At 71.5% G+C, this 24,053-nt stretch carries 22 protein-coding genes and 1 pseudogene; 8 read left to right on the top strand and 15 right to left on the bottom strand.

The genetic code is table 11. The features are described 5' to 3' along the window. The 4 genes and pseudogenes from ABZ671_RS30130 to ABZ671_RS30115 form a co-directional block, all read right to left on the bottom strand. Positions 1-190 (bottom strand): annotated as a pseudogene (locus tag ABZ671_RS30130) (sugar kinase); the annotation flags it as partial. A 198-nt stretch (positions 191-388) separates the two neighbouring features. Further along, a complete protein-coding gene (locus tag ABZ671_RS30125) occupies positions 389-1,399 on the bottom strand; it encodes a YihY/virulence factor BrkB family protein (RefSeq protein WP_357864479.1) in 1,011 nt (336 codons plus the stop codon). 61 nt (positions 1,400-1,460) lie between these two features. Continuing rightward, positions 1,461-2,270 (bottom strand): ABC transporter permease, encoded by an 810-nt coding sequence (locus ABZ671_RS30120; RefSeq protein WP_357864477.1) that lies wholly within the window; start codon positions 2,268-2,270, stop codon positions 1,461-1,463. Positions 2,271-2,282: 12 nt separating this feature from the next. Continuing rightward, on the bottom strand, positions 2,283-3,077 hold the full coding sequence (locus ABZ671_RS30115; RefSeq protein ID WP_357864476.1) for an ABC transporter permease: 795 nt from the start codon (positions 3,075-3,077) through the stop codon (positions 2,283-2,285). A gap of 205 nt (positions 3,078-3,282) precedes the next feature. Here ABZ671_RS30115 and ABZ671_RS30110 point away from each other — a divergent pair, with 205 nt between their 5' ends. Beyond that, positions 3,283-3,708, top strand: a complete 426-nt coding sequence (locus tag ABZ671_RS30110; RefSeq protein ID WP_357864474.1) for a YbaB/EbfC family nucleoid-associated protein — start codon at positions 3,283-3,285, stop codon at positions 3,706-3,708. On the opposite strand, the gene ABZ671_RS30105 is transcribed toward ABZ671_RS30110, so the two are convergent. After that, positions 3,705-4,244 carry a hypothetical protein gene (locus ABZ671_RS30105; RefSeq protein WP_357864472.1) on the bottom strand — a complete coding sequence of 180 codons (540 nt, stop codon included), beginning with the start codon at positions 4,242-4,244 and terminating at the stop codon, positions 3,705-3,707. The two genes, ABZ671_RS30110 and ABZ671_RS30105, sit on opposite strands and share 4 nt — an antisense overlap. Positions 4,245-4,313: 69 nt before the next feature. Between ABZ671_RS30105 and ABZ671_RS30100 the strand changes: the two genes are divergently transcribed. Further along, complete coding sequence (locus tag ABZ671_RS30100) at positions 4,314-5,357, top strand: WXG100 family type VII secretion target (RefSeq protein ID WP_357864470.1); 1,044 nt, start codon at positions 4,314-4,316, stop codon at positions 5,355-5,357. Positions 5,358-5,449: 92 nt separating this feature from the next. Here the strand turns inward: ABZ671_RS30100 and ABZ671_RS30095 are convergent, their stop codons facing one another. Next, positions 5,450-6,382: an ABC transporter ATP-binding protein gene (locus ABZ671_RS30095; RefSeq protein ID WP_357864469.1), complete on the bottom strand. Its 933-nt coding sequence runs from the start codon at positions 6,380-6,382 to the stop codon at positions 5,450-5,452. 372 nt (positions 6,383-6,754) lie between these two features. Here ABZ671_RS30095 and ABZ671_RS30090 point away from each other — a divergent pair, with 372 nt between their 5' ends. Genes ABZ671_RS30090 through ABZ671_RS30080 form a run of 3 tightly spaced genes read left to right on the top strand, consistent with a single transcriptional unit; the run spans position 6,755 to position 10,469 of the window. Beyond that, entirely contained in the window at positions 6,755-9,115 is a 2,361-nt protein-coding gene (locus ABZ671_RS30090; protein ID WP_357864467.1) for a nitrate- and nitrite sensing domain-containing protein, read from the top strand. Beyond that, positions 9,112-9,504 (top strand): roadblock/LC7 domain-containing protein, encoded by a 393-nt coding sequence (locus ABZ671_RS30085; protein ID WP_357864466.1) that lies wholly within the window; start codon positions 9,112-9,114, stop codon positions 9,502-9,504. The genes ABZ671_RS30090 and ABZ671_RS30085 overlap by 4 nt, the downstream gene beginning before the upstream one ends. Next, positions 9,501-10,469 (top strand): TAXI family TRAP transporter solute-binding subunit, encoded by a 969-nt coding sequence (locus ABZ671_RS30080; RefSeq protein ID WP_357864464.1) that lies wholly within the window; start codon positions 9,501-9,503, stop codon positions 10,467-10,469. The genes ABZ671_RS30085 and ABZ671_RS30080 overlap by 4 nt, the downstream gene beginning before the upstream one ends. 3 nt (positions 10,470-10,472) lie before the next feature. Here ABZ671_RS30080 and ABZ671_RS30075 read toward each other — a convergent pair whose 3' ends face one another. From ABZ671_RS30075 to ABZ671_RS30055, 5 genes are read right to left on the bottom strand one after another with little or no spacing between them, the layout of a single operon-like run. Beyond that, positions 10,473-11,009 (bottom strand): hypothetical protein, encoded by a 537-nt coding sequence (locus ABZ671_RS30075; RefSeq protein WP_357864462.1) that lies wholly within the window; start codon positions 11,007-11,009, stop codon positions 10,473-10,475. Further along, a complete protein-coding gene (gene dnaG / locus ABZ671_RS30070; RefSeq protein WP_357864460.1) occupies positions 11,009-12,901 on the bottom strand; it encodes a DNA primase in 1,893 nt (630 codons plus the stop codon). Before dnaG ends, ABZ671_RS30075 begins: the two co-directional genes overlap by 1 nt. 57 nt (positions 12,902-12,958) lie before the next feature. After that, on the bottom strand, positions 12,959-13,201 hold the full coding sequence (locus ABZ671_RS30065) for a helix-turn-helix transcriptional regulator (protein ID WP_357864458.1): 243 nt from the start codon (positions 13,199-13,201) through the stop codon (positions 12,959-12,961). Positions 13,202-13,211: 10 nt separating this feature from the next. Beyond that, positions 13,212-14,063: an ABC transporter permease gene (locus ABZ671_RS30060; RefSeq protein ID WP_357864456.1), complete on the bottom strand. Its 852-nt coding sequence runs from the start codon at positions 14,061-14,063 to the stop codon at positions 13,212-13,214. Next, positions 14,060-15,034 (bottom strand): ABC transporter ATP-binding protein, encoded by a 975-nt coding sequence (locus tag ABZ671_RS30055; protein WP_357864454.1) that lies wholly within the window; start codon positions 15,032-15,034, stop codon positions 14,060-14,062. Before ABZ671_RS30055 ends, ABZ671_RS30060 begins: the two co-directional genes overlap by 4 nt. Before the next feature lie 124 nt (positions 15,035-15,158). Between ABZ671_RS30055 and ABZ671_RS30050 the strand changes: the two genes are divergently transcribed. After that, on the top strand, positions 15,159-15,893 hold the full coding sequence (locus tag ABZ671_RS30050; RefSeq protein ID WP_357864452.1) for a hypothetical protein: 735 nt from the start codon (positions 15,159-15,161) through the stop codon (positions 15,891-15,893). 37 nt (positions 15,894-15,930) lie between these two features. Here the strand turns inward: ABZ671_RS30050 and ABZ671_RS30045 are convergent, their stop codons facing one another. From ABZ671_RS30045 to ppdK, 4 genes are all read right to left on the bottom strand, one after another. After that, positions 15,931-16,767: a siderophore-interacting protein gene (locus ABZ671_RS30045; protein WP_357864450.1), complete on the bottom strand. Its 837-nt coding sequence runs from the start codon at positions 16,765-16,767 to the stop codon at positions 15,931-15,933. A 44-nt stretch (positions 16,768-16,811) separates the two neighbouring features. Further along, positions 16,812-18,056 (bottom strand): deoxyguanosinetriphosphate triphosphohydrolase, encoded by a 1,245-nt coding sequence (locus ABZ671_RS30040; RefSeq protein WP_357864448.1) that lies wholly within the window; start codon positions 18,054-18,056, stop codon positions 16,812-16,814. A 3-nt stretch (positions 18,057-18,059) separates the two neighbouring features. Further along, positions 18,060-18,410, bottom strand: coding sequence for a VOC family protein (locus ABZ671_RS30035; RefSeq protein WP_357864447.1), 351 nt, complete (start codon positions 18,408-18,410; stop codon positions 18,060-18,062). 107 nt (positions 18,411-18,517) lie between these two features. Then, entirely contained in the window at positions 18,518-21,226 is a 2,709-nt protein-coding gene (ppdK, locus tag ABZ671_RS30030; protein ID WP_357864445.1) for a pyruvate, phosphate dikinase, read from the bottom strand. A gap of 313 nt (positions 21,227-21,539) precedes the next feature. Here ppdK and ABZ671_RS30025 point away from each other — a divergent pair, with 313 nt between their 5' ends. After that, complete coding sequence (locus tag ABZ671_RS30025; RefSeq protein ID WP_357864443.1) at positions 21,540-23,363, top strand: beta-N-acetylhexosaminidase; 1,824 nt, start codon at positions 21,540-21,542, stop codon at positions 23,361-23,363. Next, entirely contained in the window at positions 23,360-23,587 is a 228-nt protein-coding gene (locus ABZ671_RS30020; protein ID WP_357864441.1) for a hypothetical protein, read from the top strand. Before ABZ671_RS30025 ends, ABZ671_RS30020 begins: the two co-directional genes overlap by 4 nt. Positions 23,588-24,053 lie beyond the last annotated feature (466 nt).

The raw sequence follows: 24,053 nt of genomic DNA, 5'->3' as shown, positions 1-24,053 counted from the left end.
AACGACGACCACCCCGCGACGCCGCCAACCCCGCCTCAGCCACAAACCCGAGACCGACCAGACGCTCCAGCTCGGCGAGCAGCCGCGGGCGAGGCATCTGCAAGCGGTCGCCGAGCTCGGCCCGGGACACCGCCCCCTCGTCCCGCAGTAGTCGTAGGAGCTGTACGTGCAGGGGGTCCAGCGTCCGCACCGGGACTCACCTCGCATCGGAGTCGTTGCACATCGACGCACCGGCGATGTGTCGTGCCCGACACAGTAGGAGCCTTCCGGGTCGGCTGTCCATAGCTTCAATCAAGGCGACAAAAACTTTTGTCGCTCCGGACGAAAGCCACCACCGAACCGGCGGAAGTGATCTTGTCGTGTCCCGATGAGAAGTTCGGGGCGGCGATCAATTGCCCGCTTTACCCTTCTTCCTCAGCTTGCGGTCGTCGCGCAGTTGGACGTAGGGCTCCTTGTCGGCCGGATGCCCCGTCGCTATGGCCCGGCTGCGCGCCAACTCGGCGTCGAACTCCGCGCCGAGCAGAATGGCGATGTTGGTCAGCCAGAGCCATACCAGAAAGATGATCACGCCGGCCAACGCCCCGTAGGTCTTGTTGTACGAGCTGTAGTTGCTCACGTAGACGGCGAAGAGCCCGGAGATCACCAGCCAGATCACCACCGCCAGCAGCCCGCCCGGGCTGACCCAGCGAAAGCCGCCCTGCCGGGCGTTCGGCGAGGCCCAGTAGAGGATCGCGAACATCAGGCTCACCAGCACCAGCAACACCGGCCACTTCACGATGTTCCACACCGTCACGACCGTTGCCCCGAGACCGAGCGCGCGGCCCACCTGGTCGGCCAGGCCGCCGGTGAAGACCACGATCACGGCGCTGGCCAGCAGCATCACCCCGATCGCGGCGGTGACACCGAGGCGGATCGGCAGCGTCTTCCAGATCGGCCGCCCCTCCGGCACGTCGTAGATCCGGTTGGCGGCCCGCATGAAGGCGGAGATGTAGCCGGAGGCCGCCCAGAAGGCGCCGACCAGGCCGAGGGCCGCAGCCAGGCTGGCCAGACCGCCCGAGTTGTGCGCCTGGGAGATCGCCGTCTCGATGATCTGCCGGACGCCCTGCGCCGGCACCGCCTGGTCGACGGTGTTCCGGACCCCTTGAATGGCGCCGGCGCCGAGCAGGCCGAGCACCGAGATGAGCACCAGGATGCCCGGGAAGATCGACAGCACGCCGTAGTAGGTCAGCGCGGCGGCCCGGTCGGTGAGGTTGTCCTGCTGAAACTCCCGGCCCGTACGTTTCAATGTCGCCACCCAGTCGGCGCGCGGCAGCTTGGTCGGGCCCTTCGGCCCGTCGCCTGGCTCGACCGGCCCGCCCCGGTCGCGGGCGTCGCGGGCGGGGTACTCGTCGGCGGCCATTTGACCCTCCCTCGTCGTCGCATCGTTCGCCGACATGCCCGGACGGAAAGGCCTTAATCACCTACGTGTAAAGCAGCCGGCCCATTCGCCGGGATGCCAACGTGAGCATGCCGGCGGCCAGCACCGCCAGGTAGACCACATCCAGCAGCCAGGACCAGCCGGAGCCTTGAACGCAGATCGCCCGGACCAGGTGCACCGACCGGTAGAGCGGGGTCAGTTCGACCACCCAGCGCAGCAGGGCCGGATACGCCTCGGCCGGCACAAAGGTGCCGGAGAAGAGGAAAAGGGTGAACTGGGCCGACCCCATCAGGTCGAAGTCCTGCCAGCTGCGAATGAGCGTGGAGACGACCATGCCGAGCGCGCCGAACGCGATGCCGACCAGTATCGCGGCCGGGAAGGCGGCAACCGCGCGGGCTGCGGTGGTCAGGTTCATCACCGCCATGATCAGCAGGAACGCGGCCGAGTAGAGGCTGCCTCGGATCATCGCCCAGCCCAGCTCGCCGAGGGCGATCTCGAACGGCTGCACCGGGGTCGCGATGACCCCGTCGTACAGCTTCATGTACTTCATCTTCCCGAAGAAGTTGAAGGTCGTCTCGGACAGCGCGCCGTTCATCGCCGAGGACGCCAGCATCGCCGGGGCCACGAACGCCGCGTACGACACGACCTGCCCGCCAGGCAGGGTGAGGTCGCCGACCAGCGCGCCCACCCCGACGCCGATCGAGAAGAGGTAGAGCACCGGCTCCAGGAAACCGGAGAGCAGCACCAGCCAGTAGGCGCTCCGCAACGCGGTCAGGTTGCGCTCGGCGACCGAGGCGGACCGGCGCGGCGCCCCCTCGAAGCTGACCAGCCGGGGCAGAACGAGACCGACCACGACACCCTCCCCCTACACGACCAGCGAGCGGCGAAACATGCGCCGGGCCAACAGCCAGCCGGCGGCGGCCCAGGCGGCGAGGTAGAGCAGGTGGCCGGTGGCCGACCACTGGGGAGCGACGCCGAGCGTGACGGCCCGGCACAGGTCCACGGCGTGCCAGAGCGGCGTCGCGTACGCCAGCCAGCGCAGCGCCTCCGGCAGCGACTCGATCGGGAAGAACACCCCGGCGAACAGGGTCATCGGGATGACCGCGAACCGGAACAGCAGGGCCAGGTAACTGTCGCTCGGCACCGCCGCGCTGAACGCGAAGGTCGGCGCGGCGACCGCGAGCCCGAGCAGCAGCGCCACCGGCAGGACGGCCACCGCCCAGGGCGAGCGCAACGCCCCGAACAGCGCCGTCACCAGTACGAACGCGGCGACGCTGGTGAGCACCCGGAACAGCACGAAGGCGACGTGCCCAGCGAGGATGTCCCCGATCCGCAGCGGCGCCGCGACCTGGGCATGGTAGGTCCGGATCCAACGAAAGTTGCTGTGCACCGGCCAGGTCGACTCGGCCATGGCGACCTGAAGGGCGGTGGAGGCGATCAGACCGGGCACCAGCCACTCCAGGTAGGGCACCCCGCCGACGCCCCGATGCACGTACGCCCCGACCCCGACGCCGAACCCGAGCACGGTGAGCACCGGCAGCAGGAGCGACGAGAAAACCCCCGCCCGCCAGGTGCGCCGGTAGGCGACCAGGTGGTGGGCGAGGACCGCCAGCGCCGGGATGCGTGCGATCCCCGGCCCGGCCCGCTCCGCCACGCTCATCGCGACCACCCCCGCTCTCCGTCCACCCTGGCCTTCCTACCGCCCGGGTACGACAAGACCGCCGGCCACCTTACGACGGGTCACCGACACCGTCGCGTCAGTTTCCCCGCAGTGGAGGCGGCGGCTGACTCCACCGTCGCCGGCAGGTGGCGGCCGGGCCGGCTACGGGTCACCGTTCGGGGGCGACATTGCGCAGAATGGTCCCGTGAACTTCGAAACGGGCAACCCAGAGATCGACCGCCACATGTCGAAGGTGTTCGAGCAGCTCGACAAGTTCCAGACGATCCAGCGCGATCTGGCCGAGGCGAAGGAGACCGGCCTCGGGGCGGACGGCCTGGTCGAGGTCACCGTCGGCCCGAGCGCCAACCTCCTCGGCGTCGACTTCGACCAGCGCGCCATGCGGCTGGACGCAGTGAGCCTCACCGAGGCCATCATGGAGGCGTACCAGACCGCCTGTGACCAGATGACCCGTCGTGTGGCGGAGATAATGGGACCCCTCATGCCTCCGGGGGTCAGCGCCGGGGACGTCCTCGGCGGCGGTCTGAAGGTCGTCAGCGAGGACGGCACCCCGAAGGATCCGATGGCCGCGGTCCGCGAGGCGTTCGACCGGGTCAAGCGCCTCCAGCGCTAGAGACGGCCGTCGGGGCGGAAGCGTTCGCCGGCGTGCGTCGCGACCGCGGTGGAGACCGGTTCGGGAGCCGCCTCGAGCAGGTCGAGCGGCATGACGACGAGGCACCGCAGCTCGGTGGACCACGCCGGCACGCCGAAGGAGCCGGGTGCCGGCTTCGGCACGCCAGGGCGCAGGGTGGCCAGGACCGCGTGCCCGCCCCGGGGGTGCGTGGCCACCGTCACCGCCTCGATGTCAGCCCAGGCGACGGTCCGGGCCGACCGCTTCGTCTCCAGGTGCATGCCGGCAGCGTCCACCCGGAACACGGCCCCGGGCAACTGGCGCTTCGCGCGCCATGCCGCGATCCACAGGGCCGCGCCGAACACCGCCGCGCAGGGCAGCGCGGTGAGCGCGCCGACAACGCCCTCCTTCAGCGTGAAGGCGATCGCGATGATCAGCAGCACGCCGGACACGACGGCGGCGAACAGAAACGTGCCCCGCAGCGCCCGCTCCGGACGGATCGGTACGACCAGGCCACCGGGGGGCGCATCGGAGGTCATGGTTGCCTATTGTACGCAGAAGGCGTTCAGGGGCAGCGCCGAGCGCAGCCGGGCGGTAACAATACCGGCATGCGCAAAGTCGACCCTGACATGATCGACAAGGCTGCCAACAACGTGATGTCGGAGCCCTTGGCGTATATGAAGGTGGCCAAGGAGCATGTCGAGCGGGACTGCAAGGGCCACCCGGTGATGCTGGGTGTGATCGGGACGCCGGCCATCCTGACGAAATACCAGCCGTCGTACGACGCCTTCCTGCAATCGGTCAGCGGCGGTGTCGACAAGTTCAAAGAGATGGCTAACGGGCTGTCCTACACGGCGGCGAACTGGGCGAAGGCCGAGCACGCCAACACGCCGACCGGATCGCCGACAGAGGTGCGATACAAAAAGCCCGAAGAGGGGTCCTCCAATGCGGCCAACGTGTTCGAGGGCACCGGGCTCTACTGGCTTTCGTCGATCGCCGTGCTGGCGCTGGCCGGCGAAGGCGCCATCGCGGCTTGCGGGGCGCTGTCACCGACAGCGCTGATCGCGGTCGCCGCCTGGGCACTATGGACACCGGACGACGCCGAGCTCAGCCGGGTGCAAAACGGGTGGGAGGCGGCCTCCGGCGCGGTGCAGGCTGCCATCGACCAGCTCGACGCCGCGCTGCGCCCGCTCAACGGCGCGTGGGAGGCCGACGACCGCCGCGCCTTCGACGTGTGGCTGGCGAGCTTCAAGACCGAGCTGGGGCAGACCCGGGACGATCTGAAGGCGATGTCCGAAGCGATCAAGACCGCACACGACAACATCAACGACGCGCAGTTCAAGTTCTTCGTGTTCGCGACGATCTGCCTCGCGATGATCATCGCTTACAGTGTTTTCGACGCGACCCCGTTCGCGCCGGTCGCGGAGGCGCTCAAGGTCATCCAGTCGATCATGCTAAACATCTCGGCTTCCACCACGGTGGCCTGGATCGGTCAGGCGGCGGTATTCGCGGTCGCGGCCTCGGTGATCGGCAAGGACACGATCAACCCAGACATCCCCACCCTGACCAACAACGCAGATGGCCATGGCACCGGCCTGCAGGACATCAAGATCGACTGGGACAACGCTTACCAGGCGCGGTACGAACATTGAGCAGTCGCAGGGCGCAGGGCCGGCAGCTCGCGTGAGCTGGCCACTTATGACCTACCTGCCGAGCGGTCTGTCCTCGTGGAACAGGCGAAGAGTCAGTCCACCAGGGTGCGGCCGGTGAGGTGAAGGAAGACATCCTCCAGGCTGCTGCGCCGGACCAGGACGCTGGCCGGGACGAGGCCGCGTGCGGTCACCTCGGCCACCGCCGCGTCGCCGTCGGCCACGTAGAGCAGGATCCGGTCGGGCAGCACCTCGACCCGCTCCCCCAGCCCGCTCAGCTTGCCGGCGAACACCTCCTGCGACTCGGCGGCGAAGCGCAACTCCACCACCTCGCGGGTGGCGTGCCGCTCGATCAGGGTGCGCGGCGAGCCCTCGGCCACGATCCGGCCGCCGTCCATCACCACCAGCCGGTCGCAGAGCTGCTCGGCCTCGTCCATGTAGTGCGTGGTGAGCACCAGGGTGACCCCCTGCTGCTTGAGCCGGAACAGCCGTTCCCAGACCAGGTGGCGGGCCTGCGGATCGAGCCCGGTGGTGGGCTCGTCAAGCAGCACGATCGCCGGGTTGTTGACCAGCGCGCGGGCGATGGTGAGCCGGCGTTTCATGCCACCGGACAGCGGCTCCACCTTGCTCTCGGCCCGCTCGGCGAGCTGCACGAAGTCGAGCAGCTCGGCGGCCCGCTCGCGGGCCACCCGGCGCGGGATGCCGAAGTAACGGGCGTAGGTGGTGAGGTTTTCCCGGACGGTGAGCTCCGGGTCGAGGCTGTCGAGCTGCGGACAGACGCCCAGCCGGGCCCGGATCGCCGGCCCGTCGCGGACCGGGTCCAGGTCGAGGATGCGCAACTCGCCGCCGGAGGGCGGGGAGACGCAGCCGATCATTCGCATGGTGGAGGACTTGCCGGCGCCGTTCGGCCCGAGGAAGCCGAACGCCTCGCCGGGGCGCACCTCCACGTCGATGCCGTCGACGGCGGTGAAGTCGCCGAACCGCTTCACCAGCCCCCGCGCCTGGATGAGTGGTCGAGCAGTGGTCACCGGTGCACGGTAGCCGCCCGGTCCGACAACCTCGACCGGTTAACGTCGAGTCCCTGCCCGGACAGCCGATGGGCGTCGGCTACGCCCAGTCACGCCCAGAAGAGCGACGGGGCCAGGACCTTTACCCGCCATTCTGGACAGATCGCTCTCAGTGTCAATGGACAAACCGGAACCGCAGCGCATGTCCGGATCAGACATTTACGAAGGATGCCGGTAAGGCGGCCCACGAATCAGAGATCGGCCGCCCAGTTTCGTCACTCAATGCAATCACGGTCGGCAATGTTCCCCCGGGTGCGCGATTCGCGTATCGTGCCTGGTCGTGTCGCCCGGCCGTCCCCCAGGCCCGGCACCCGACCCGAACTGGGAGACCCCGTGCCGCTCCCCGACCCCGCCCGCGTACGCCGGCACAGCCGGCCCGCGGACCGCACCGGCCAACTTCGGTCGGTGCGCACCCAACTGCTCGCGCCGATCCTGGTGGCGACGGTCGGCCTGGTCGTGCTCGGCGCCACCCAGACCAACGCTGCGCTCGCCGCCTCGGCCGACGCCGATCGGGCCCGCGTGCTCGCCGGCACCGCCACCGCGACCGTACGGCTGATGCACGAGCTGGAACGCGAACTCGGCGAGACGACGGCGCTGCGGCAACGGGGCGGCATGGCCGGCCGGCCGCTGGTCGACGCCCAGCGGCGACGGGTGGACGCCGCCGTCGACCGCTACCGCTCGGCCAGCGGCAAGGCCCGACGGGCCGCCCCGGACCTGGGCCGGATACTCGACGACGCGGACGGCTACCTCGGCCAACTCGACCCGACCCGCCAGCGGGCGCTGGACGGCGAGCCCGCCGACTCGGCGTACGTGACCCTGGTCGAGTCACTGCTCGCCGTCGCCGACGCGCTCCCGGCCCAGCTGCACGACACCGACCTGGCCAACGGGGCGCGGAGGGTGGCGGCCGTGGCCGCGCAGGAGCACCTGGCGTCCCTGGAACGCGCCCTGCTGCGTGGGGTCTTCGTCCGGGGTGACCTGGCCCGCGGCGAGCTGGTTCGGCTCGGCCAACTGCGCGGTGCCCGGGAACAGCGCCAGGCCGAGTTCCTCCGGATCGCCACCGGCCCGGCGCAGTTCGCCTGGCGCCGCCTGATCGACGGCGTCGACGTCTCGACCGCCCGTCGGATGCGGGACGACGTGCTGGACACCGACGGCGGGCCGGAAGCGCTGACGACCGACGGCGACGCCTGGTACGTGGCGCAGAGCGGCACCATCCGCCGGTACAACCTGCTCGGCCGGGAGTTGTCCGAGGACCTCGACCGGGACGCCGCCGCGCTGGCCGGCACCGCCCGGCAACGGGCCCTGCTCACCGCCGGGGCGACGAGCGCCGTCACGCTCGCCTCGCTGGTCACCGCCGCGCTGTTGGCGGTGCGGACCAGCCGGCGGCTACGCCAGCTGCGGGTCGCCGCGCTCACGGTGGCCAACCGGGAGCTGCCGGAGCGGATCACCGCGATCGCCGCGGGCGAGCGGTGCCCGGACGACGGCGCGGCGACCCAGCTGACCGAGGGTGTCCGGCGCGGTCGGGACGAGATGGCCCAGGTGGCCGAGGCGTTCGACACGGTGAACCGGACCGCGCTACGACTCGCCGGCGAGCAGGCCGAGCTGCGCTTGGACGTGACCCGGATGGCCGAGGCGCTGGCCCGGCGGATCCGTACGCTGATCACCCGTCAGCTGCGCCTGCTCGACGAGTTCGAACACGAGGAGACCGACCCGGAGGCGTTGGCCCGGTTCTTCGCGCTGGACCACCTCGCCGCCCGCCTGCGCCGCAACGGGGAGAACCTGCTGGTCCTCGCCGGCGGCGAGCCGGGTCGAGGGCACGAGGGCGCGCTGCTCCTCGACGACGTGGTCCGGGCGGCGGCCGCCGAGATCGAGGACTACCCCCGGGTGGAAATCGACGTGCCGACCGCCGCGGTGCACGGAGCGGCGGCCGGCAACCTGGTGCACCTGCTGGCCGAGCTGCTGGAGAACGCCACCCTCAACTCCCCGCCGCACACCTTCGTGCTGGTGGACGGGCGGCGGACTGTCGACGGGGTCACCCTGCGGGTGCACGACCAGGGCATCGGGATCAGCGAGGGTCGGCTGGCCACCATCAATGGGCGGCTCGCCGCGCCGGCTCCGCTGTTCAGCGCCGCGGGCGGCAGCATGGGCCTGCACGTGGTGGCGCACCTGGCCGCCCGACACGGGATCCGGGTGCAACTGCATCGCACCCACACCGGCACGATCGCCCAGTTGGAGGTGCCCGAATCCGCGTTGACCCGGGTCGAGGCGGTCACCCGACGGGCCACGGTGGCGCACACCGCCCCGGACGACCCGAGTGCGCCCTGGTTCCGACCGCGAGCCACCGTCGCGGTCGCCGGGCCCGTGGCAGAGCCGGTCACCAGGCCGGCGGCCGGGGCGGACCCGGCGGCCGGCATCGTCCGGGGCATGGCCGCCGTGCCGCCGCCCGGGATCACCCTGCTGGTACCCGACGTCGCCCCGACCCGACCGTCCGACAACATGCCGACCACCGGGACCGGGCTGCCCCGCCGGATCCGGGGCGGCCAGCTTTCCGTCACCACAACCACCACCACCCCACCGCCCCGACCCGATCTGCTCGACCCCGAGGTGGTTCGGGCTCGCCTGTCCGCGCTCTCCGAGGGCGTGGCCAGCGCGATGCGCCGCAACCCGCACCCCACACCCACCGGGAGAACCCAATGACTTCATCCGTGACCGACGGACTCGACTGGCTGCTGGCGAACTTCGCCGAGCGGGTGCCGGACGTGTCGCACGCCCTTGCCGTGTCCGAGGACGGGCTGCGGCTGGCCGCCTCCCCGGACCTCGCGGTGGACCAGGTGGACCAGCTCTCCGCCGTGATCAGCGGGCTGGCGAGCCTGACCGTGGGTGCCGCCCGGCTGATGTCCGCCGGCCGGGTACGCCAGCAGATCGTTGACATGGACGGCGGCGTGATGCTGGTGATGGCCGTCGGCGAGCGTGCGCTGCTCGGGGTGCTCGCCGCTCCCGGCTGCGACCTGGGCCAGATCGGCTTCGAGACGGCGACGCTGGTCCAGCGGGTGGCCGAGGCACTGGAACCGGCGGTCCGGGCGTGATCGGGCGCCCGCTGCGACTGGTGGCCACACTGCTGTCGGCTGCCCTGATCGCGGGCTGCGCCAATGCGGACGCGGGGCCGCAGGCGTGGCACGGCGGGCGCATCTTCCTGGCCACCGGCAACACCACCGGTGTCTACTACCAGCTCGGCGGTGGCTACGCCGACGTGATCAGCCGGCACCTGCCCGGCTACGAGGCGCGGGCCGAGCCGACCGGCGCCTCGGTGGAGAACATCAACCGGCTGAGCAGCGGCGACATGGAGATCGCCTTCAGCCTGGCCGACACCGCGGCGGACGCGGTCACCGGGCGCGGCGCGTTCGACGGGCAGTCGCAGCCGATCCGCGCGCTCGCCCGGGTCTACCGCAACTACACGCACGTGATCGTCCGGGCCGACGGGAAGATCGACAGCTTCGGCGAGCTACGCGGCAAGCGGATCTCCACCGGGTCGCCGCGGTCCGGCACGGACACCATCGCCGGGCGGCTGCTCAGCGCCGCCGGGATCGACCCGGACCGGGACATCCAGCGGGTCAACCTGTCGCTGCCGGAGACGGTGAAACAGATGCGGGCGGGCAGCCTGGACGCCATGTTCTTCTCCGGCGGCCTGCCCACCCCAGGCATCAAGGACCTGCTGGCCGAGGCACCGGGAATGTTCCGACTGCTGCCCGCCGCCGACCTGGTCGAGCCGCTCACCGCCCGGTACGGCTCGGTCTACACCACCGCCACCCTGCCGGCAGAGGTCTACGGCACGCCGACCGCCATCCCGACCATCACCGTGGCGAACGTGATCCTGGTCCGGGCGGACATGCCGGACCAGCTCGCGTACGACCTGACCCGGTTGCTCTTCACCTATCAGGGTGAGCTGATTTCGGTGCACCCGGAGGCGGCCAACTTCACCCGGGAAAGCGGGGCGGGCACCGAACCGATCCCGTTGCACCCGGGCGCCGCCCAGTATTACCGCGGCGGCTGACGGTCAGAGGTGCGCCGGGGTGGTGGTGCTCCGGGCGGCGGCGACCAGCCTGCCGGTCTCGGCGGCCACCGCCTCGTCGTCGGCCGGCGTGCCCGGGTCGTAGCGGACTGTCCAGGTCAGCCCGTCCACACCGGGCACCCGGCGGGCGGCGATCCGGCCGGCGCCGCCGGGCACCGGGTGGTGCGCGGTGTACGCGACGGAGCCGGTGACCCGGGTCCGCACCTGGTGCGGCAGGTCGGCCGGATCGAGCAGCAGGTAGGTCTCGGCCGGACTGTCGGCGACGACCAGATAGCCGTCCCGCTCGGCGACCCGCTCGGCCGGAGTGACGGTGAGTTCGCGCCCGGACCAGACCGCCTTGAGGATGTCGTGCCAGCCGATCCGGTGCCCCCGGCCGGGCAGCCAGAGCCCGAGGTTGCTGGCGACCACCACGCCGTCGCCCTCGCCGTTGCCGGCGGCGGCCCAGGCGAGCACCCGTTCCTCGGCGGCCAGCGGCGGCCGGTCGGCGGGCGGCAGTTTCGGCTTGCGGTTGAACAGCCCCATCACAGTCCTCCGGCGGCCTGCTCGCGCAGCGCTCGCGCGTGCTGCTCCAGCGAGAGCAGTTCCCCGAAGAGGCCGAAATACTCGTCCTTGTGGCTTACCGGGTTGATCCGCTGGATCTTCGACTTGAGCTCCTTGATCCGGCCGGTCACCGAGCCCCACTGCAGCCGGGCCATGGTGACCGAGACGTAGCGGGGGTCGGGTTCGCCGTCGATGCGCAATGGCTCGACGGCCAACTCCCCGACGAGCGCCTGACCGGCCAGGTCGTCGCAGGCGTCCCGGACCTGCTCGATCCAGACCGCGCCGCCGGTGGCCGCCGCCACACCGCCGGCGTCGGCGATCGCCGCCCGGACCGCCACGTGGACCGGGTGCCGGTATTCGCCGGCTTCCACCGCGTCGAACATCGGGCCGGCCAGCACCGGCTCCTGGAGGGCGAGCTTCAGCGCCTCCCGTTCGACCAGCGACCGTGGGCTGTCCGCCGTCGGCGCGGCCGGCCCGCTACGCGCCGGGGCGCTCGCCCCGCCGGCCGACTGCCCGGACCCGGCGGCCAGCACCGCGCGCTGCACCGGCTCGATCTCCATGCCGAGGTCGCCGGCGAGTTTGCGAACGTACTCGGGGCGCTTCTCCCGGTCTTTGATCTTGGCGACGAGCGGCGCGGCCCGGCGCATCGCCTCCACCCGGCCGTCGACGGTGTCTAGGTCGAACCGGTTGATCACGTGGCGGAGCGCGAAATCGACCAGCGGCTCACGGCGGGCGACCAGGTCGCGGACGGCCAGGTCGCCCTTGGCCAGGCGCAGCTCGCACGGGTCCATGTTGTCGGGGCTGACTGCGATGAAGGTACGCCCGACGAAGCGCTGGTCGTCCTCGAAGGCGCGCAGTGCGGCCTTCTGCCCGGCCGCGTCCCCGTCGAAGGTGAAAATGATCTCGCCGGCTCGTTCGTCGCTGTCGAAGAGCACCCGACGCAGGACCGAGATGTGGTCGGTGCCGAAGGCCGTGCCGCAGGTCGCCACGGCGGTGGTCACCCCGGCCAGGTGGCAGGCCATCACGTCGGTGTAGCCCTCGACCACGACCACCTTGCCCTGCTTGGCGATTTCCCGCTTGGCCTGGTCGATGCCGTACAGGACGTGGGACTTCTTGTAGATCGGCGTCTCGGGGGTGTTGAGGTATTTCGGGCCGTCGTCGTCGTCGAACAGCTTGCGCGCGCCGAAGCCGATGACGTCGCCGGTGAGGTCGCGGATGGGCCAGAGCAGCCGCCGGCGGAACCGGTCGATCAGGGTGCCGGAGCGGGACGGCCGGGACAGCCCTGCGGTGACCAACTCGTCGTGGGTGAAGCCCTGCTGACGCAGGTGCTTGGTGAGCAGGTCCCAGGCGTCCGGGGCGAAGCCGCAGCCGTACCGCTCGGCGGCGGCCCGGTCGAAGCCGCGCTGCGCCAGGAACTCCCGGGCCGGACGGGCGCCGGCCGTGGTGAGCTGGGCGCGGTAGAACTCCTCGGCGGCGGCGTGCGCGGCGACCAGCCGCTGCCGCTGCCCCTGCTGTGGCCGGGCCCGCGGGGCCGACCGGTCGTCCTCGACGTAGCGCAGCTGGATGCCGGCACGGCCGGCGAGCCGCTCGACGGACTCCACGAAGCTCAGGTGCTCGGCGTCCATCAGGAACTTGATCGCGTCGCCGCCGGCCCCGCAGCCGAAGCAATACCAGACGTTGCGGGCGGGCGAGACGTTGAACGACGGGCTCTTCTCGTCGTGGAACGGGCACAGGCCCTTGAGGTTGCCGCCGCCGGCCGACTTGAGGGTCACCGTGTCGGAGATGACCTCGGCGATCGAGGTGCGCTCGCGGACCAGCGCGATGTCCTCGTCCCGGATCCGCCCCGCCATCTCCGCCACCTCCTCGGCGTACATCCTGCCCTGCCGGACCGACGGTCCAGCGGTCGGGGGACGGGCGTGTGGCGGATCTCCTTACCGGCGGCCGGCCGCCGTGTCGCCGATCCTGGGGAACGGCTCGATCGAGAAAACCACCTCGACCGGCACCTCGAAGTACGCGGCGATCCGCAGCGCCAGGTGCAGGCTGGGCCGGAACTCGCCCCGCTCCAGGTAGCCCACCGTCTGATAGTGCACGCCCAGCGCGTCGGCGAGTTGCCGGCGGGAGATGCCCCGCTCGGCGCGCAGCACCGCGATCCGGTTGTGCACGATCTCACTCATCGATGTCCTTTCACCCGACCCGCCGCATGGCCCGCTCCCGGCGGGCGGCTACCCGCGAACCGGACTCACGACGGGCCATCCGGCGCAGGACGGCCGGGGCGACCACCAACCCGGCCGCAGCCCAGAGGCCCAGCACGACGAACGTCTCCAGGTGTCGCCAGGAGCCGCCCAGCTCGACCGCGGCCATCGCCTGCGGCAGCAGCGCCGAGCGCATGCCCAAGCCTAGCCAGTAGATCGGGAAGGCCTGGGCGACGGCCTGCAGCCACCCCGGGTAGCCGTTGATCGGGTAGAAGATGCCGGAGAGCGCGATGAGCCCGAACATCGGCAGCACCACCAGGCCCATGTTGCGGGGGTTCTCGATCAGGGAGCCGATCACCGCGCCCAGCGGCAGCGTCGCCACCAGCCCGAGCGGCACCACCCACGCCAGCGTGAGCCAGGCGCCGCCGTCGGTGAGGCGCAGGCCGTCCAGGAAGAACAGCCCCGGGGTGAGCTGAAGGACCAGCCCGATCAGCGACACCGACGAGAGCAGGACGATCTTCCCGATCAGGTAGCCGAGCATCCCGTTCGGCGTCGCCTTGGCGCGCAGCAGGGTGCCGTCCTCCCGGTCGACGATGAGCTGCTGGGACAGGCCGAGCAGGCCGCCGAAGGCCAGCCCCATGCCGAGCGCGCTGGGCAGCGTACGCGCACCGAGGGAGAAGGAGGTGCCGGGCACGGTGGCGCCGCGCATGAAGAAGATCGTGACCAGCAGGAGGACCGTCGGGAAGAAGTAGTTCCACAGGTCCTGGGCGTTGCTGAAGGTGTTGCGCAGCTCGATCGCGCCGCGCCGGATGCCGGCCCGGACGGCCGCCGTGGTCGGGCTCATCGCACACTCCCCTGCTGCCACACCCGGCCGGCGGCGCCGGTCCGGATTCCGGATTCCTCTTCGTAGACCAGGGCCAGGTACGCGTCCTCCAGGCTGGCCCGGCGAACCTCCAACTCCTGCACCTCGTCGCCGTGTTGCCGCAACAGGTCCCGAACGAAGCCGGTGGCGTCGGCCGCGGCGTGCACGAAGCGCTCCCCGTCCCGGGTCCAGCGGATCTCCGCGTCGCCGGCGACCCGGCGCGCCAGCTCGTCGGGCGAACCCTCGGCGATGATCCGGCCACCGGCCAGGATGAGAATCCGGTCGGCGAGCTTCTCCGCCTCGGCCAGGTCGTGCGTGGTGAGCAGGACGGTGGTCTCGTCCAGGTCGGCGAGCCGGTGCACCAGCTCGTGGAACTCGCGCCGGGCGGCCGGGTCGAACCCGACCGTCGGCTCGTCCAGGAAGAGCAGCTCCGGACGGCCCACGATGCCGACCGCCACGTCGAGCCGGCGGCGCTGACCACCGGAGAGCTGGTGCACCCGCTTGCCCGCGTGCGGGGCGAGGCCCACGGTGTCCAGCAGGTCGTCGACCGGCCAGGGCCGGCGGATCCGGTCGGTGGAATACGGGGCGTAGTAGTCGCCGAGGTGGGCCACCACGTCCCGCACCCGCCACTTGCCGTGGTCCCGCCAGGACTGGAGCACCACCCCCATCCGGGCGCGCCACCGCTCGCCGCCCCGACTCGGGTCGACGCCGAGGACGCGGACGTCGCCCGCCGAGCGCAGCCGGAAGCCCTCCAGGATCTCGATGGTGGTGGTCTTGCCGGCGCCGTTGGGCCCGAGCAAGGCGAGCACCTCGCCCCGCCGGGCCGCGAAGTCGACTCCGTGCAGCACGTCGACGGTGCCGTAGCGCATGCGCAGGTCGCGGACGTCGAGGACCAGGTCCTCGTCGGGCGGTTGGGGAGTTCCGGCGACTTCCGGTAGTTCGACAACAGCCATGCCTCGGAATGTAGCACCTCTGCTATCTATTGAGGTAGACCCGCTTTCGGTGGCCGGGCGACATGTTCCTTGCATTTGCCGATCTTGGCTACGGTGGGAGCCGCGACCGGGGAGGGGACGCCGGATGGCCGACGACACTGAGCTGACCATCGCGCTCGCCGAGTACCAGCACCTGCGCGAACTGAGCCGTACGGTGCACGACCAATCCGTCGCCCGGTTCACCTTCTTCCTGGCGGTGGCGTCCGGCGCGACCGCCGTGTCAGCCGGGTTGATCAGCACCGGCGGGCCTCACGGCCGGTTCGGCCCGGCGGTGGTAGCCGGGCTCGGGCTCCTGGTCCTGCTGCTCGGGATCTTCGTGTTCGCCCGTCAGATCGAGCTGAACGACCGGGGCCGCCGGTACGCCGTCGCCGCGACCGTGCTCCGCACCTATCTGGCCCGCCGCGCGCCCGCCCTGAGCCCCTTCATCATCATGCCGACGCTGGATGACCCGGGTCCGTTCGCGCCCGAGCCGTTCAACCGGCACTGGTTCCGTGACCTGGTCAGCCAGGCCGGCATGATCGCGCTGGTGAACAGCGCGCTGCTCGGCCTGGCCACCACCCTGACGGCACTGCTGCTAGCCGCCCCGGCCTGGCTCGCGGCACCGATCGCCGCAGTGGTAGCCGCCACCTCGGTCACCGCCCACCTACGCGCGATGCGCCGCCGCATAGCCCGCTCCGCCGCCCACGTCGGCACCGTCCTAACCACCCGCCCCCTCACCCCACCCCCACCCCCACCCCCACCCCCACCCGGGGTTGATCATGGAGTCGCGGCACCTACCCAACGCCACAAAAAGGGCAAGTCAGGCGCCACCACTCCATGATCGACAGGGCGGGAGGGTGGGTTAGGGCGGGGGTGGGTTAGGACGGGAGTGGTGTTGACTCGTTGGCCTCGATTTGGGCGTTCCAGGCGCGTTTGGTGGAGCGCCAGGCCTCGTCGTCGAGGCCGCGCCGCCAGTAGCCGGAGATGGAGAGCGCCTCCGGGGGCACCCCGCGCTCGACGCGCAGCAGCTGACGCAACTCCTTGACGGCGGCGGCCTCGCCGTGCACGAAGGCGTGCACCCGGCCGGGTGGGAAGTCCAGTGCCCGGACCGCCGCGATCAGCGCCTCGCCCACCGGGCGGCCGGCACGGTGCAGCCAGGTCAGCTCGACCGTGCCCGGGCTGGTCAGCGGCAGTTCGTCGGCTGGGCCTTCGACCTCGACGAAGACCTTCGCCCGCGCGCCGACCGGCAGCCGCTCGCACGCGGCGGCGATCGCCGGCAGCGCGCTCTCGTCGCCGGCCAGCAGGTGCCAGTCAGCCGTCGGGTCCGGCGCGTACGCCCCGCCGGGGCCGGTGAAGAGCACCCGGTCGCCCGGGCGCAGCGCGGCCGCCCACGGCCCGGCCAGCCCCACGTCGCCGTGGTGCACCACGTCGATCGTCAGCTCGCCCGCCGCCGCGTCCCAGGCCCGCACCGTGTACGCCCGCAGCCGCGGCCACTGCTCGGCCGGGAACTCCCGCTTGATGGTGGCCAGGTCGATGGGGTGCGGATAGGCCACCCCGGCCGGCGGGAAGAGCAGCTTCACGTAGTGGTCGGTGTACGCGCCCACCGGCAGGCCGGCCAGCTCCTCGCCGCCGAGCACCAGGCGGATCAGGTGCGGGGTGGGCCGCTCGGTCCGTACGACCGTGGCGGCGGTGACCTTCTTCGGGCGCTCCGTCATACGACTTAGGCTAGCCTAAGCCACCGGCCCTCGATGCGGCCCGGTCAGGCGGCGCGGACCAGGCGGGCATGCCAGGACAGGGCGGCCGGGTCGGTGAGCGAGGCAACCTGGTCGATCACCACCCGCAGCCGGGCGGCGTCGTCCGGGGCGTCCCGCCACAGCGGCGCGAAGACCGGGTCGAGCGCGTCCGGCGCCCGGTCGAGCAGGGCGGCGACCAGGTCGGCGAGGATCTCCTGCTGCTGGGCGTACCGGGGGGCCGCGCCGGGACGGCGCATGACGTAGCGCAACGCGATGCCCTTGAGCAGCGCGCACTGCGCCCGGATCCGGCGCGGCACCACCAGGTCGGCGGCGTAGCGGCGGTGCGGGCCGGGGCCGTGGCGCGCCTGGGTGGCGGCCACCACGGTGGCGACGAACCGGCCGGTGAGCACGCTGGTGGTCGCCTTCAACGCGGCGAGTGCCCGGTGACTGCCGTCGTACGCGGCGAGCGGGGCGAGCACCGGCTCGGCGAGCAGCTCGGCCAGCACCTCGTTCAGGTCCTCGGGGGTCTCCCCGGAGTATGCCGCCGCCACGTCGACGCAGAGCGCCCGCCGTTCGTCGGCGTCGGTCAGCAGCGGGCGCAGGCTGACGTACCCGCCGTGGATGCCGTCCTCGACGTCGTGCACCGAGTACGCCACGTCGTCGGCCCAGTCCATCACCTGCGCCTCGAGGCAGCGCCGCCCGCCGGGCGGGGAGCCGGCGCGCAGCCAGTCGAAGACCGGACGGTCGTCGGCGTACACCCCGAACTTGCGCTGGCCGGGGCGGCGTGCCCAGGGGTACTTGCCGACCGCGTCGAGCGCGGCCCGGGTCAGGTTGAGCCCGACCGAGCGGCCGTCCGGGGCGAGCACCTTGGCCTCCAGCCGGGTGAGCACCCGCAGGGTCTGGGCGTTGCCCTCGAAGCCGCCGCAGTCGGCGGCGAGGGCGTCCAGGGCGTACTCGCCGTTGTGCCCGAAGGGCGGGTGGCCGAGGTCGTGCGCCAGCCCGGCGGTGTCCACCACATCCGGGTCGCAGCCGAGCCGGGCACCCATCTCCCGGGCGATCTGCGCCACTTCGAGGGAGTGGGTCAGCCGGGTACGCAGGAAGTCGTCCGTGCCCGCGGTGTGCACCTGGGTCTTGGCGGCGAGCCGGCGGAACGCCGCCGAGTGCAGCACCCGCGCCCGGTCCCGCTCGAACGGCGACCGCCCGTGCCCGGTGTCCTTGGGCGCCTCGACGACCAGTCGTGCCGCGTCGTCAGCGCCGGGACCTGCGGTCAACCGTCATCCCCGCGATCGCAGTACGCGGAACTCGTTGCCCTCCGGGTCGGCCAGTGCCGTCCACCCGACATCGCCCTGATCGGTGTCGACGTGCCGCGCGCCCATGTCGACGAGGCGTTCCACCTCGGCCTCCTGGTCGGCCGGGCGCAGGTCGAGGTGCAGCCGGTTCCGGCCCCGCTTGGGCTCGGTGACTGGTACGAAGACGATGCCGGGCGGTTGGTCCGGTGCCCGGCGGATCTCCACCTCGTCCGGCTTGTCGCTGATCACCTGGTAGCCGAGTGCCTCCGCCCACCAGTGGGCGAGCCGCGACGGGTCCTGGGCGGCCACGGTCAGGTTCTCCCAGACGCTGCTCATGCGGCCACCTCTCGCGACGAGATCGGACAGTGATCGAGCCAACCCAGGCTACGCCGCGCGGTCCGGATCGGCGCGCCGGCCGACGGCTGATTCTGTTGATCATGAGGTTAGCGGGGGTCGGAACCGGTGGGGTGCACTGCGGCGCGGCCGGCCTCCAGTCGGGCGACCGGGACGCGGAAGGGGGAGCAGGAGACGTAGTCGAGCCCGACCTCGTGAAAGAAGTGCACCGAGTCGGGGTCGCCGCCGTGCTCGCCGCAGACGCCGAGCTTGAGCCCCGGTCGGGCGGCCCGGCCCTCCTCGGCGGCGATCCGCACCAGCCGGCCGACCCCGTCGCGGTCGATCGACTCGAACGGTGAGATGCCGAAGATGCCCAGCTCCAGGTAGCGCCAGAAGAACGCGCCCTCGACGTCGTCCCGGGAGAAGCCCCAGGCCATCTGGGTCAGGTCGTTGGTGCCGAAGGAGAAGAACTGTGCCGCCTCGGCGATCTGCCCGGCGGTCAGCGCCGCGCGGGGCACCTCGATCATCGTGCCGATCAGCACCTCGACACCGCTGTCCCCGACCACCTCCGCGATGATCTTCTCGGCCTCGGCGCGTACCGTCTCCAGCTCTTGGACCGCGCCGACCAGCGGGACCATGATCTCCGGGCAGGCCGATCCGCCGGCCCGGGTGACCTCGACGGAGGCCTCGGCGATCGCGCGGACCTGCATGGCGAACAGGCCGGGGATGACCAGGCCGAGCCGCACGCCGCGCAGGCCGAGCATCGGGTTCTCCTCGTGCATCCGCCGGACGGCGGCGAGCAGCGCCTCCTCCTTGGCCACGTCCTCGCCGCGCTCCTGGGCGACGGCGACGTTGACCGCGAGCTGCTCCAGCGGGGGCAGGAACTCGTGCAGCGGCGGGTCGATCAACCGTACGGTGACCGGCAGGCCGGCCATCTCGCGGAAGATCTCGATGAAGTCCGCCCGCTGCAGCGGCAGCAGCGCGGCCAGGGCGTCCTCCCGCTCGCGGTCGGTGCCGGCGAGGATGAGCCGCTCCACCAACTCCCGCCGGTCGCCGAGGAACATGTGCTCGGTGCGGCACAGGCCGATGCCCTCCGCGCCGAAGCGCCGCGCCCGCGCCGCGTCCGCGCCGGTGTCGGCGTTCGTCCGGACCCGCAGCCGCCGTGTGGCGTCAGCATGCGTCATGATCCGGTGTACGGCCCGCACCAGCGGGTCGTCGATCCGCTCCGGGTCGAGGGTGCCCTCGAAGTACTGCACCACCTCGGACGGCATGACCGGCACCTCGCCGAGGTAGACGTTGCCGGTGGTGCCGTCGACCGAGACGACGTCGCCCTCGTTGACGGTCTGCCCGGCCACGGTGAACGTCTTCGCCGGCACGTTCACGTCGAGCTCGTCGGCGCCGGAGACGCAGGTCTTGCCCATGCCCCGGGCCACCACCGCGGCGTGGCTGGTCTTGCCGCCGCGCGAGGTCAGGATGCCCCTGGCGGCGATCATGCCGTTCAGGTCGTCCGGGTTGGTCTCCCGACGGACCAGGATCACCGGCTCCCCCTCGGCGGCCAGCTCGACCGCCCGGTCCGAGCTGAAGACCACCTTGCCGACGGCGGCGCCCGGCGACGCGCCGATGCCCTTGGCCACCGGCTCGAACTCGTGGTCCAGCTTGAACCGGGGGAACATCAGCTGGGCGAGCTGGGCGCCGTTGACCCGGTGCAGCGCCTCGTCCAGGTCGATCAGACCCTCGTCGACCAGTTGCCCGGCGATGACGAACGCGGCGGCGGCCGTCCGCTTGCCGACCCGGGTCTGGAGCATCCAGAGTTTGCCGCGCTCGATGGTGAACTCGATGTCGCAGAGGTCCTTGTAGTGCCCCTCGAGCCGGGCCATGTAGTCGAGCAGCTCGTCGTAGGATTTCCTGTCGATCCGCTCCAGCTCCTGCAACGGCACCGTGTTGCGGATGCCGGCGACCACGTCCTCGCCCTGGGCGTTGGCCAGGTAGTCGCCGTAGATGCCCTGCGCGCCGCTGGCCGGGTCGCGGGTGAAGGCGACGCCGGTGCCGGAGTCCGGGCCGAGGTTGCCGAAGACCATGGCCACCACGTTGACCGCAGTGCCCAGGTCGGCCGGGATGCGCTCCTGCCGCCGGTAGACGATCGCGCGCTCGGCGTTCCACGACTCGAAGACCGCGCGGATGGCCAGGTCGAGCTGCTCGCGCGGCTCCTGCGGGAACTCCCGCCCGGTGTGCTCGGCGAAGATCTTCTTGTACGTGTCGACCAGCGCGCGCAGGTCGTCCGCGTCCAGGTCGAGATCGTTGGTGGTGCCCTTGGCGCGCTTGGCCTCGTCGATGGCGTGCTCGAACTCCTCGCCCGGCACCTCGCAGACGGTCTTGCCGAACATCTGGATCAGCCGTCGGTACGAGTCCCAGGCGAACCTGTCGTTGCCACCCGCTTGCGCGCTGAGCCCGACCACACTCCGGTCGTTGAGGCCGACGTTGAGGACGGTCTCCATCATGCCGGGCATCGAGAACTTGGCGCCGGAGCGGACCGACACCAGCAGCGGGTCGGCGGGGTCACCGAGCTTGCGGCCCATGCCGCGCTCCAGGGACTCCAGGTGCGCCTCGATCTGCTCGGCCAGCCCGGCCGGCTCCCGGCCGGTCGCCAGGTACGCCTTGCAGGCCTCGGTGGTGATGGTGAAGCCGGGCGGGACCGGCAGGCCGAGATTCGTCATCTCGGCGAGGTTGGCCCCCTTGCCGCCGAGCAGGTCCTTGAGATCCTTGTTGCCCTCGGCGAAGTCGTAGACGTACTTGTTGTCCACCCTCTGTTGCGCTGCCACCAGAGCCTCCCACGCGCGCCGGAATTGACACTTAACGAAGGTTCAGTTCGCACATACCCCGGGCCCGACCACCGGCAATCCGGCGTCGTCAGCGTTCGGTGGGCGAAGGCTAAGCGAACTTCGAGCGACCTGGGACCGTTCGGTGACAATCGGCACAGCAGTCACCACTATCCGCGTTCGTACCAGTTTTTGGGAACGTTTCCACGCGCACGACCACGCAATTCCGCTTTCCCTCGTACTCTTGACGGCACTGGTTTTGCTGAACCTGACCTTTGCCACATTCAACGCAAATACACCCCCCGGAGCCGTCGTCGTGCCCACCACCCCCGCCGCCTCCCCCGACACCGGTCCCGACCCGCTCGACCGGGTCGACCTCGACACCCGGCAGCCCGCCGTCGCCGACCTGACCCGGACCGCCGCCGTCGCCGCCGCTGACCTGGCCCGGACCGTCGCCCAGGCGGCCGGTGAGCTGCTCGCCGCGCCAGCGCCGGTGCGGCTGGGCGACGTCGTGCCCGCCCCCGAGCTGGTCACGCCCGACCCGGCGGCCGATTTCACGCTGCCGGAGGACGCGGTGATCCGGGTGGCCGCCGACCCGGCCGCCCGCGACGTCGCCGAGCAGCTCGCCGACCTGCTCCGCCCCGCAACCGGCTACCCACTCCCCGTCGCCGACACCACCGCCGCCCAGCCCAACCACCCACTCGTGCTCACCGTGTCCGCCGCAGCCCAGCAGGGCAGCGAATCTTGGCAGGAAACAGCCCCTGGAGGGGCCGAAATCGTCCAAGATCTCGCACCGAGCGGCGTCGACGTGGTCGGCGCGGCGCTGGGTGAGGAGGGGTACCGGCTCGACGTGATTGGCACCGGGGTACGGATCACCGCCGGCACCGCCGCCGGCCTGTTCCACGGGGTGCAGACTCTGCGGCAGCTCCTGCCGGCGGCGGTGGAGAGCGCCACGCCGGTCGCCGAACGCTGGGTGGTGCCGGGCGGCACGATCGTCGACCGGCCCCGGTTCGCGTACCGGGGGGCGATGCTCGACGTGGCCCGGCACTTCTTCGGAGTCGAGGACGTGCTGCGGGTGATCGACCACCTGGCCCGGTACAAGCTCAACCACCTGCACCTGCACCTCACCGACGACCAGGGGTGGCGGATCGCGGTCGACGCCTGGCCGAAGCTCACCGAGGTCGGCGGGACCACAGAGGTGGGCGACGGTCCGGGCGGCTGGTACACCAAGGACGACTACCGCCGGATCGTCCGGTACGCGGCCCGCCGCCACGTCACCGTCGTGCCCGAGATCGACCTGCCGGGCCACACCAACGCGGCGCTCGTCGCGTACCCCGAGCTGGCACCCGGCAAGGTCGCGCCGCCGCCGTACACTGGCACCGAGGTCGGGTTCAGCTACGTCGACCCCGCCGACGAGCGGACGTACGACTTCGTCGCCGACGTGCTGCGCGAGGTGGCCGCGCTGACCCCCGGCCCGTGGCTGCACATCGGCGGCGACGAGGCCTTCAAGGTGCCCGCCGACACCTACCGCGCCTTCATCGAACGGGCCCAGGACCTGGTGGCGGCGACCGGGAAGACCGCGGTCGGCTGGCACCAGCTCGCACCGGCCGCCCACGCCGACGGCCGGGTGCTGCAGTGGTGGGGCACCAACGGCGACGACCCGGCCACGGCCGAGGCGGTACGCCGGGGCGCCCGCCTGATCCTCTCCCCGGCCAAGCACGCCTACCTGGACATGAAGTACGCCCCGGACACCCCGATCGGGCACGACTGGGCCGGACTCATCGACGTGCGGACGGCGTACGACTGGGACCCTGGGGCGCACCTGGCCGACGTGCCGGCGGAGGCGGTGCTCGGCGTGGAGGCACCGCTCTGGACCGAGTCGGTCACCTCGCTCACCGAGATCGAGTTCATGCTCTTCCCGCGCCTGCCGGCCGTCGCCGAGCTGGGCTGGTCACCCCGCGCGACGCACGACTGGGACGGGTTCCGCGCGCGGCTGGCCGGGCACGGGTCGCGCTGGAGGGCCGCCGGGATCGCATACCACCGTGCGCCGGAGGTGCCGTGGCCGGCCGGGCCCACCGTCCCCGCCCCCCGCAGCAGCCAGCCACAGCGCGGGAGATCGGGTCCACAATCGCGGTCATGACCTGCGAGCCAGCGGTTCGACGCTACGTATACGTCGTGTGGTTCCGCGATCCCAGCCTGCCCACTGACCACGAGGATCACGAATGGCCTGCGGTCTTCCTGGTCGATGCCGCCAGCGAGGAGGCGGCAAGGTCGTGGGGCGACCGCCTGGCGAAGGATCGCGCCGCCAGGTTGCCCGTCGTGCCACACCGGGTTGAGGCGACCGACGACGAACTGGGCTGGTGAGCGCGCCATCGACACCAGAAGGAAATTCACTTCACGGTCGGATCCGGCGGTGTAAGGCACACCTCGTACATCCGATGCTGATGTCCGACTCGGGGGCACCGGCGCGCGGTGCCTGGTTTGTCTGATTCGAAGGCTCGGCCGGCCGGAATCAGGTCGGGGTCGGGGGCGTTGTACATGGCTGACCGCGCCGCATCCCCGCGCCGGTCACCGGCCCACCACCACGGGCCCCCGGCCCGGCGGAATGATCCGCCACCGGCCGTCGTTACATCCCCGGGCCACCCGAGCAGGTCCTCTGATCGCCGGGCCCCCTCTTCTGACTTTCCCCCTCTATCGCGGCACCCGCGCCCCCTGTGCGGTGCGTGCCGCGAAAACCCCCGAACGAAAGGCTTTCACCATGCGTACCGACATCCTGCGTAAGACCGCCCTGACCTTCGCCGGTATCGCCGCCACCGCCGGCGGCATCGCC

The organism is Micromonospora sp. NPDC006766, from assembly GCF_040636055.1.
Taxonomy (GTDB): domain Bacteria; phylum Actinomycetota; class Actinomycetes; order Mycobacteriales; family Micromonosporaceae; genus Micromonospora.
Note: the sequence above shows the minus strand (reverse complement) of the source record. Positions and strands in the feature narration are given on the sequence as shown.

Bases quoted from the DNA above. Each gene is read 5' to 3' on its own strand.
- ABZ671_RS30055 (WP_357864454.1), bottom strand. From the start codon at position 15,034: ATGGCTGTTGTCGAACTACCGGAAGTCGCCGGAACTCCCCAACCGCCC.
- ABZ671_RS30105 (WP_357864472.1), bottom strand. From the start codon at position 4,244: ATGACCTCCGATGCGCCCCCCGGTGGCCTGGTCGTACCGATCCGTCCG.
- ABZ671_RS30050 (WP_357864452.1), top strand. From the start codon at position 15,159: ATGGCCGACGACACTGAGCTGACCATCGCGCTCGCCGAGTACCAGCAC.
- ABZ671_RS30075 (WP_357864462.1), bottom strand. From the start codon at position 11,009: ATGGGGCTGTTCAACCGCAAGCCGAAACTGCCGCCCGCCGACCGGCCG.
- ABZ671_RS30035 (WP_357864447.1), bottom strand. From the start codon at position 18,410: ATGAGCAGCGTCTGGGAGAACCTGACCGTGGCCGCCCAGGACCCGTCG.
- dnaG (WP_357864460.1), bottom strand. From the start codon at position 12,901: ATGTACGCCGAGGAGGTGGCGGAGATGGCGGGGCGGATCCGGGACGAG.
- ABZ671_RS30060 (WP_357864456.1), bottom strand. From the start codon at position 14,063: ATGAGCCCGACCACGGCGGCCGTCCGGGCCGGCATCCGGCGCGGCGCG.
- ABZ671_RS30100 (WP_357864470.1), top strand. From the start codon at position 4,314: ATGCGCAAAGTCGACCCTGACATGATCGACAAGGCTGCCAACAACGTG.
- ABZ671_RS30125 (WP_357864479.1), bottom strand. From the start codon at position 1,399: ATGGCCGCCGACGAGTACCCCGCCCGCGACGCCCGCGACCGGGGCGGG.
- ABZ671_RS30020 (WP_357864441.1), top strand. From the start codon at position 23,360: ATGACCTGCGAGCCAGCGGTTCGACGCTACGTATACGTCGTGTGGTTC.
- ABZ671_RS30115 (WP_357864476.1), bottom strand. From the start codon at position 3,077: ATGAGCGTGGCGGAGCGGGCCGGGCCGGGGATCGCACGCATCCCGGCG.
- ABZ671_RS30045 (WP_357864450.1), bottom strand. From the start codon at position 16,767: ATGACGGAGCGCCCGAAGAAGGTCACCGCCGCCACGGTCGTACGGACC.
- ABZ671_RS30065 (WP_357864458.1), bottom strand. From the start codon at position 13,201: ATGAGTGAGATCGTGCACAACCGGATCGCGGTGCTGCGCGCCGAGCGG.
- ABZ671_RS30085 (WP_357864466.1), top strand. From the start codon at position 9,112: ATGACTTCATCCGTGACCGACGGACTCGACTGGCTGCTGGCGAACTTC.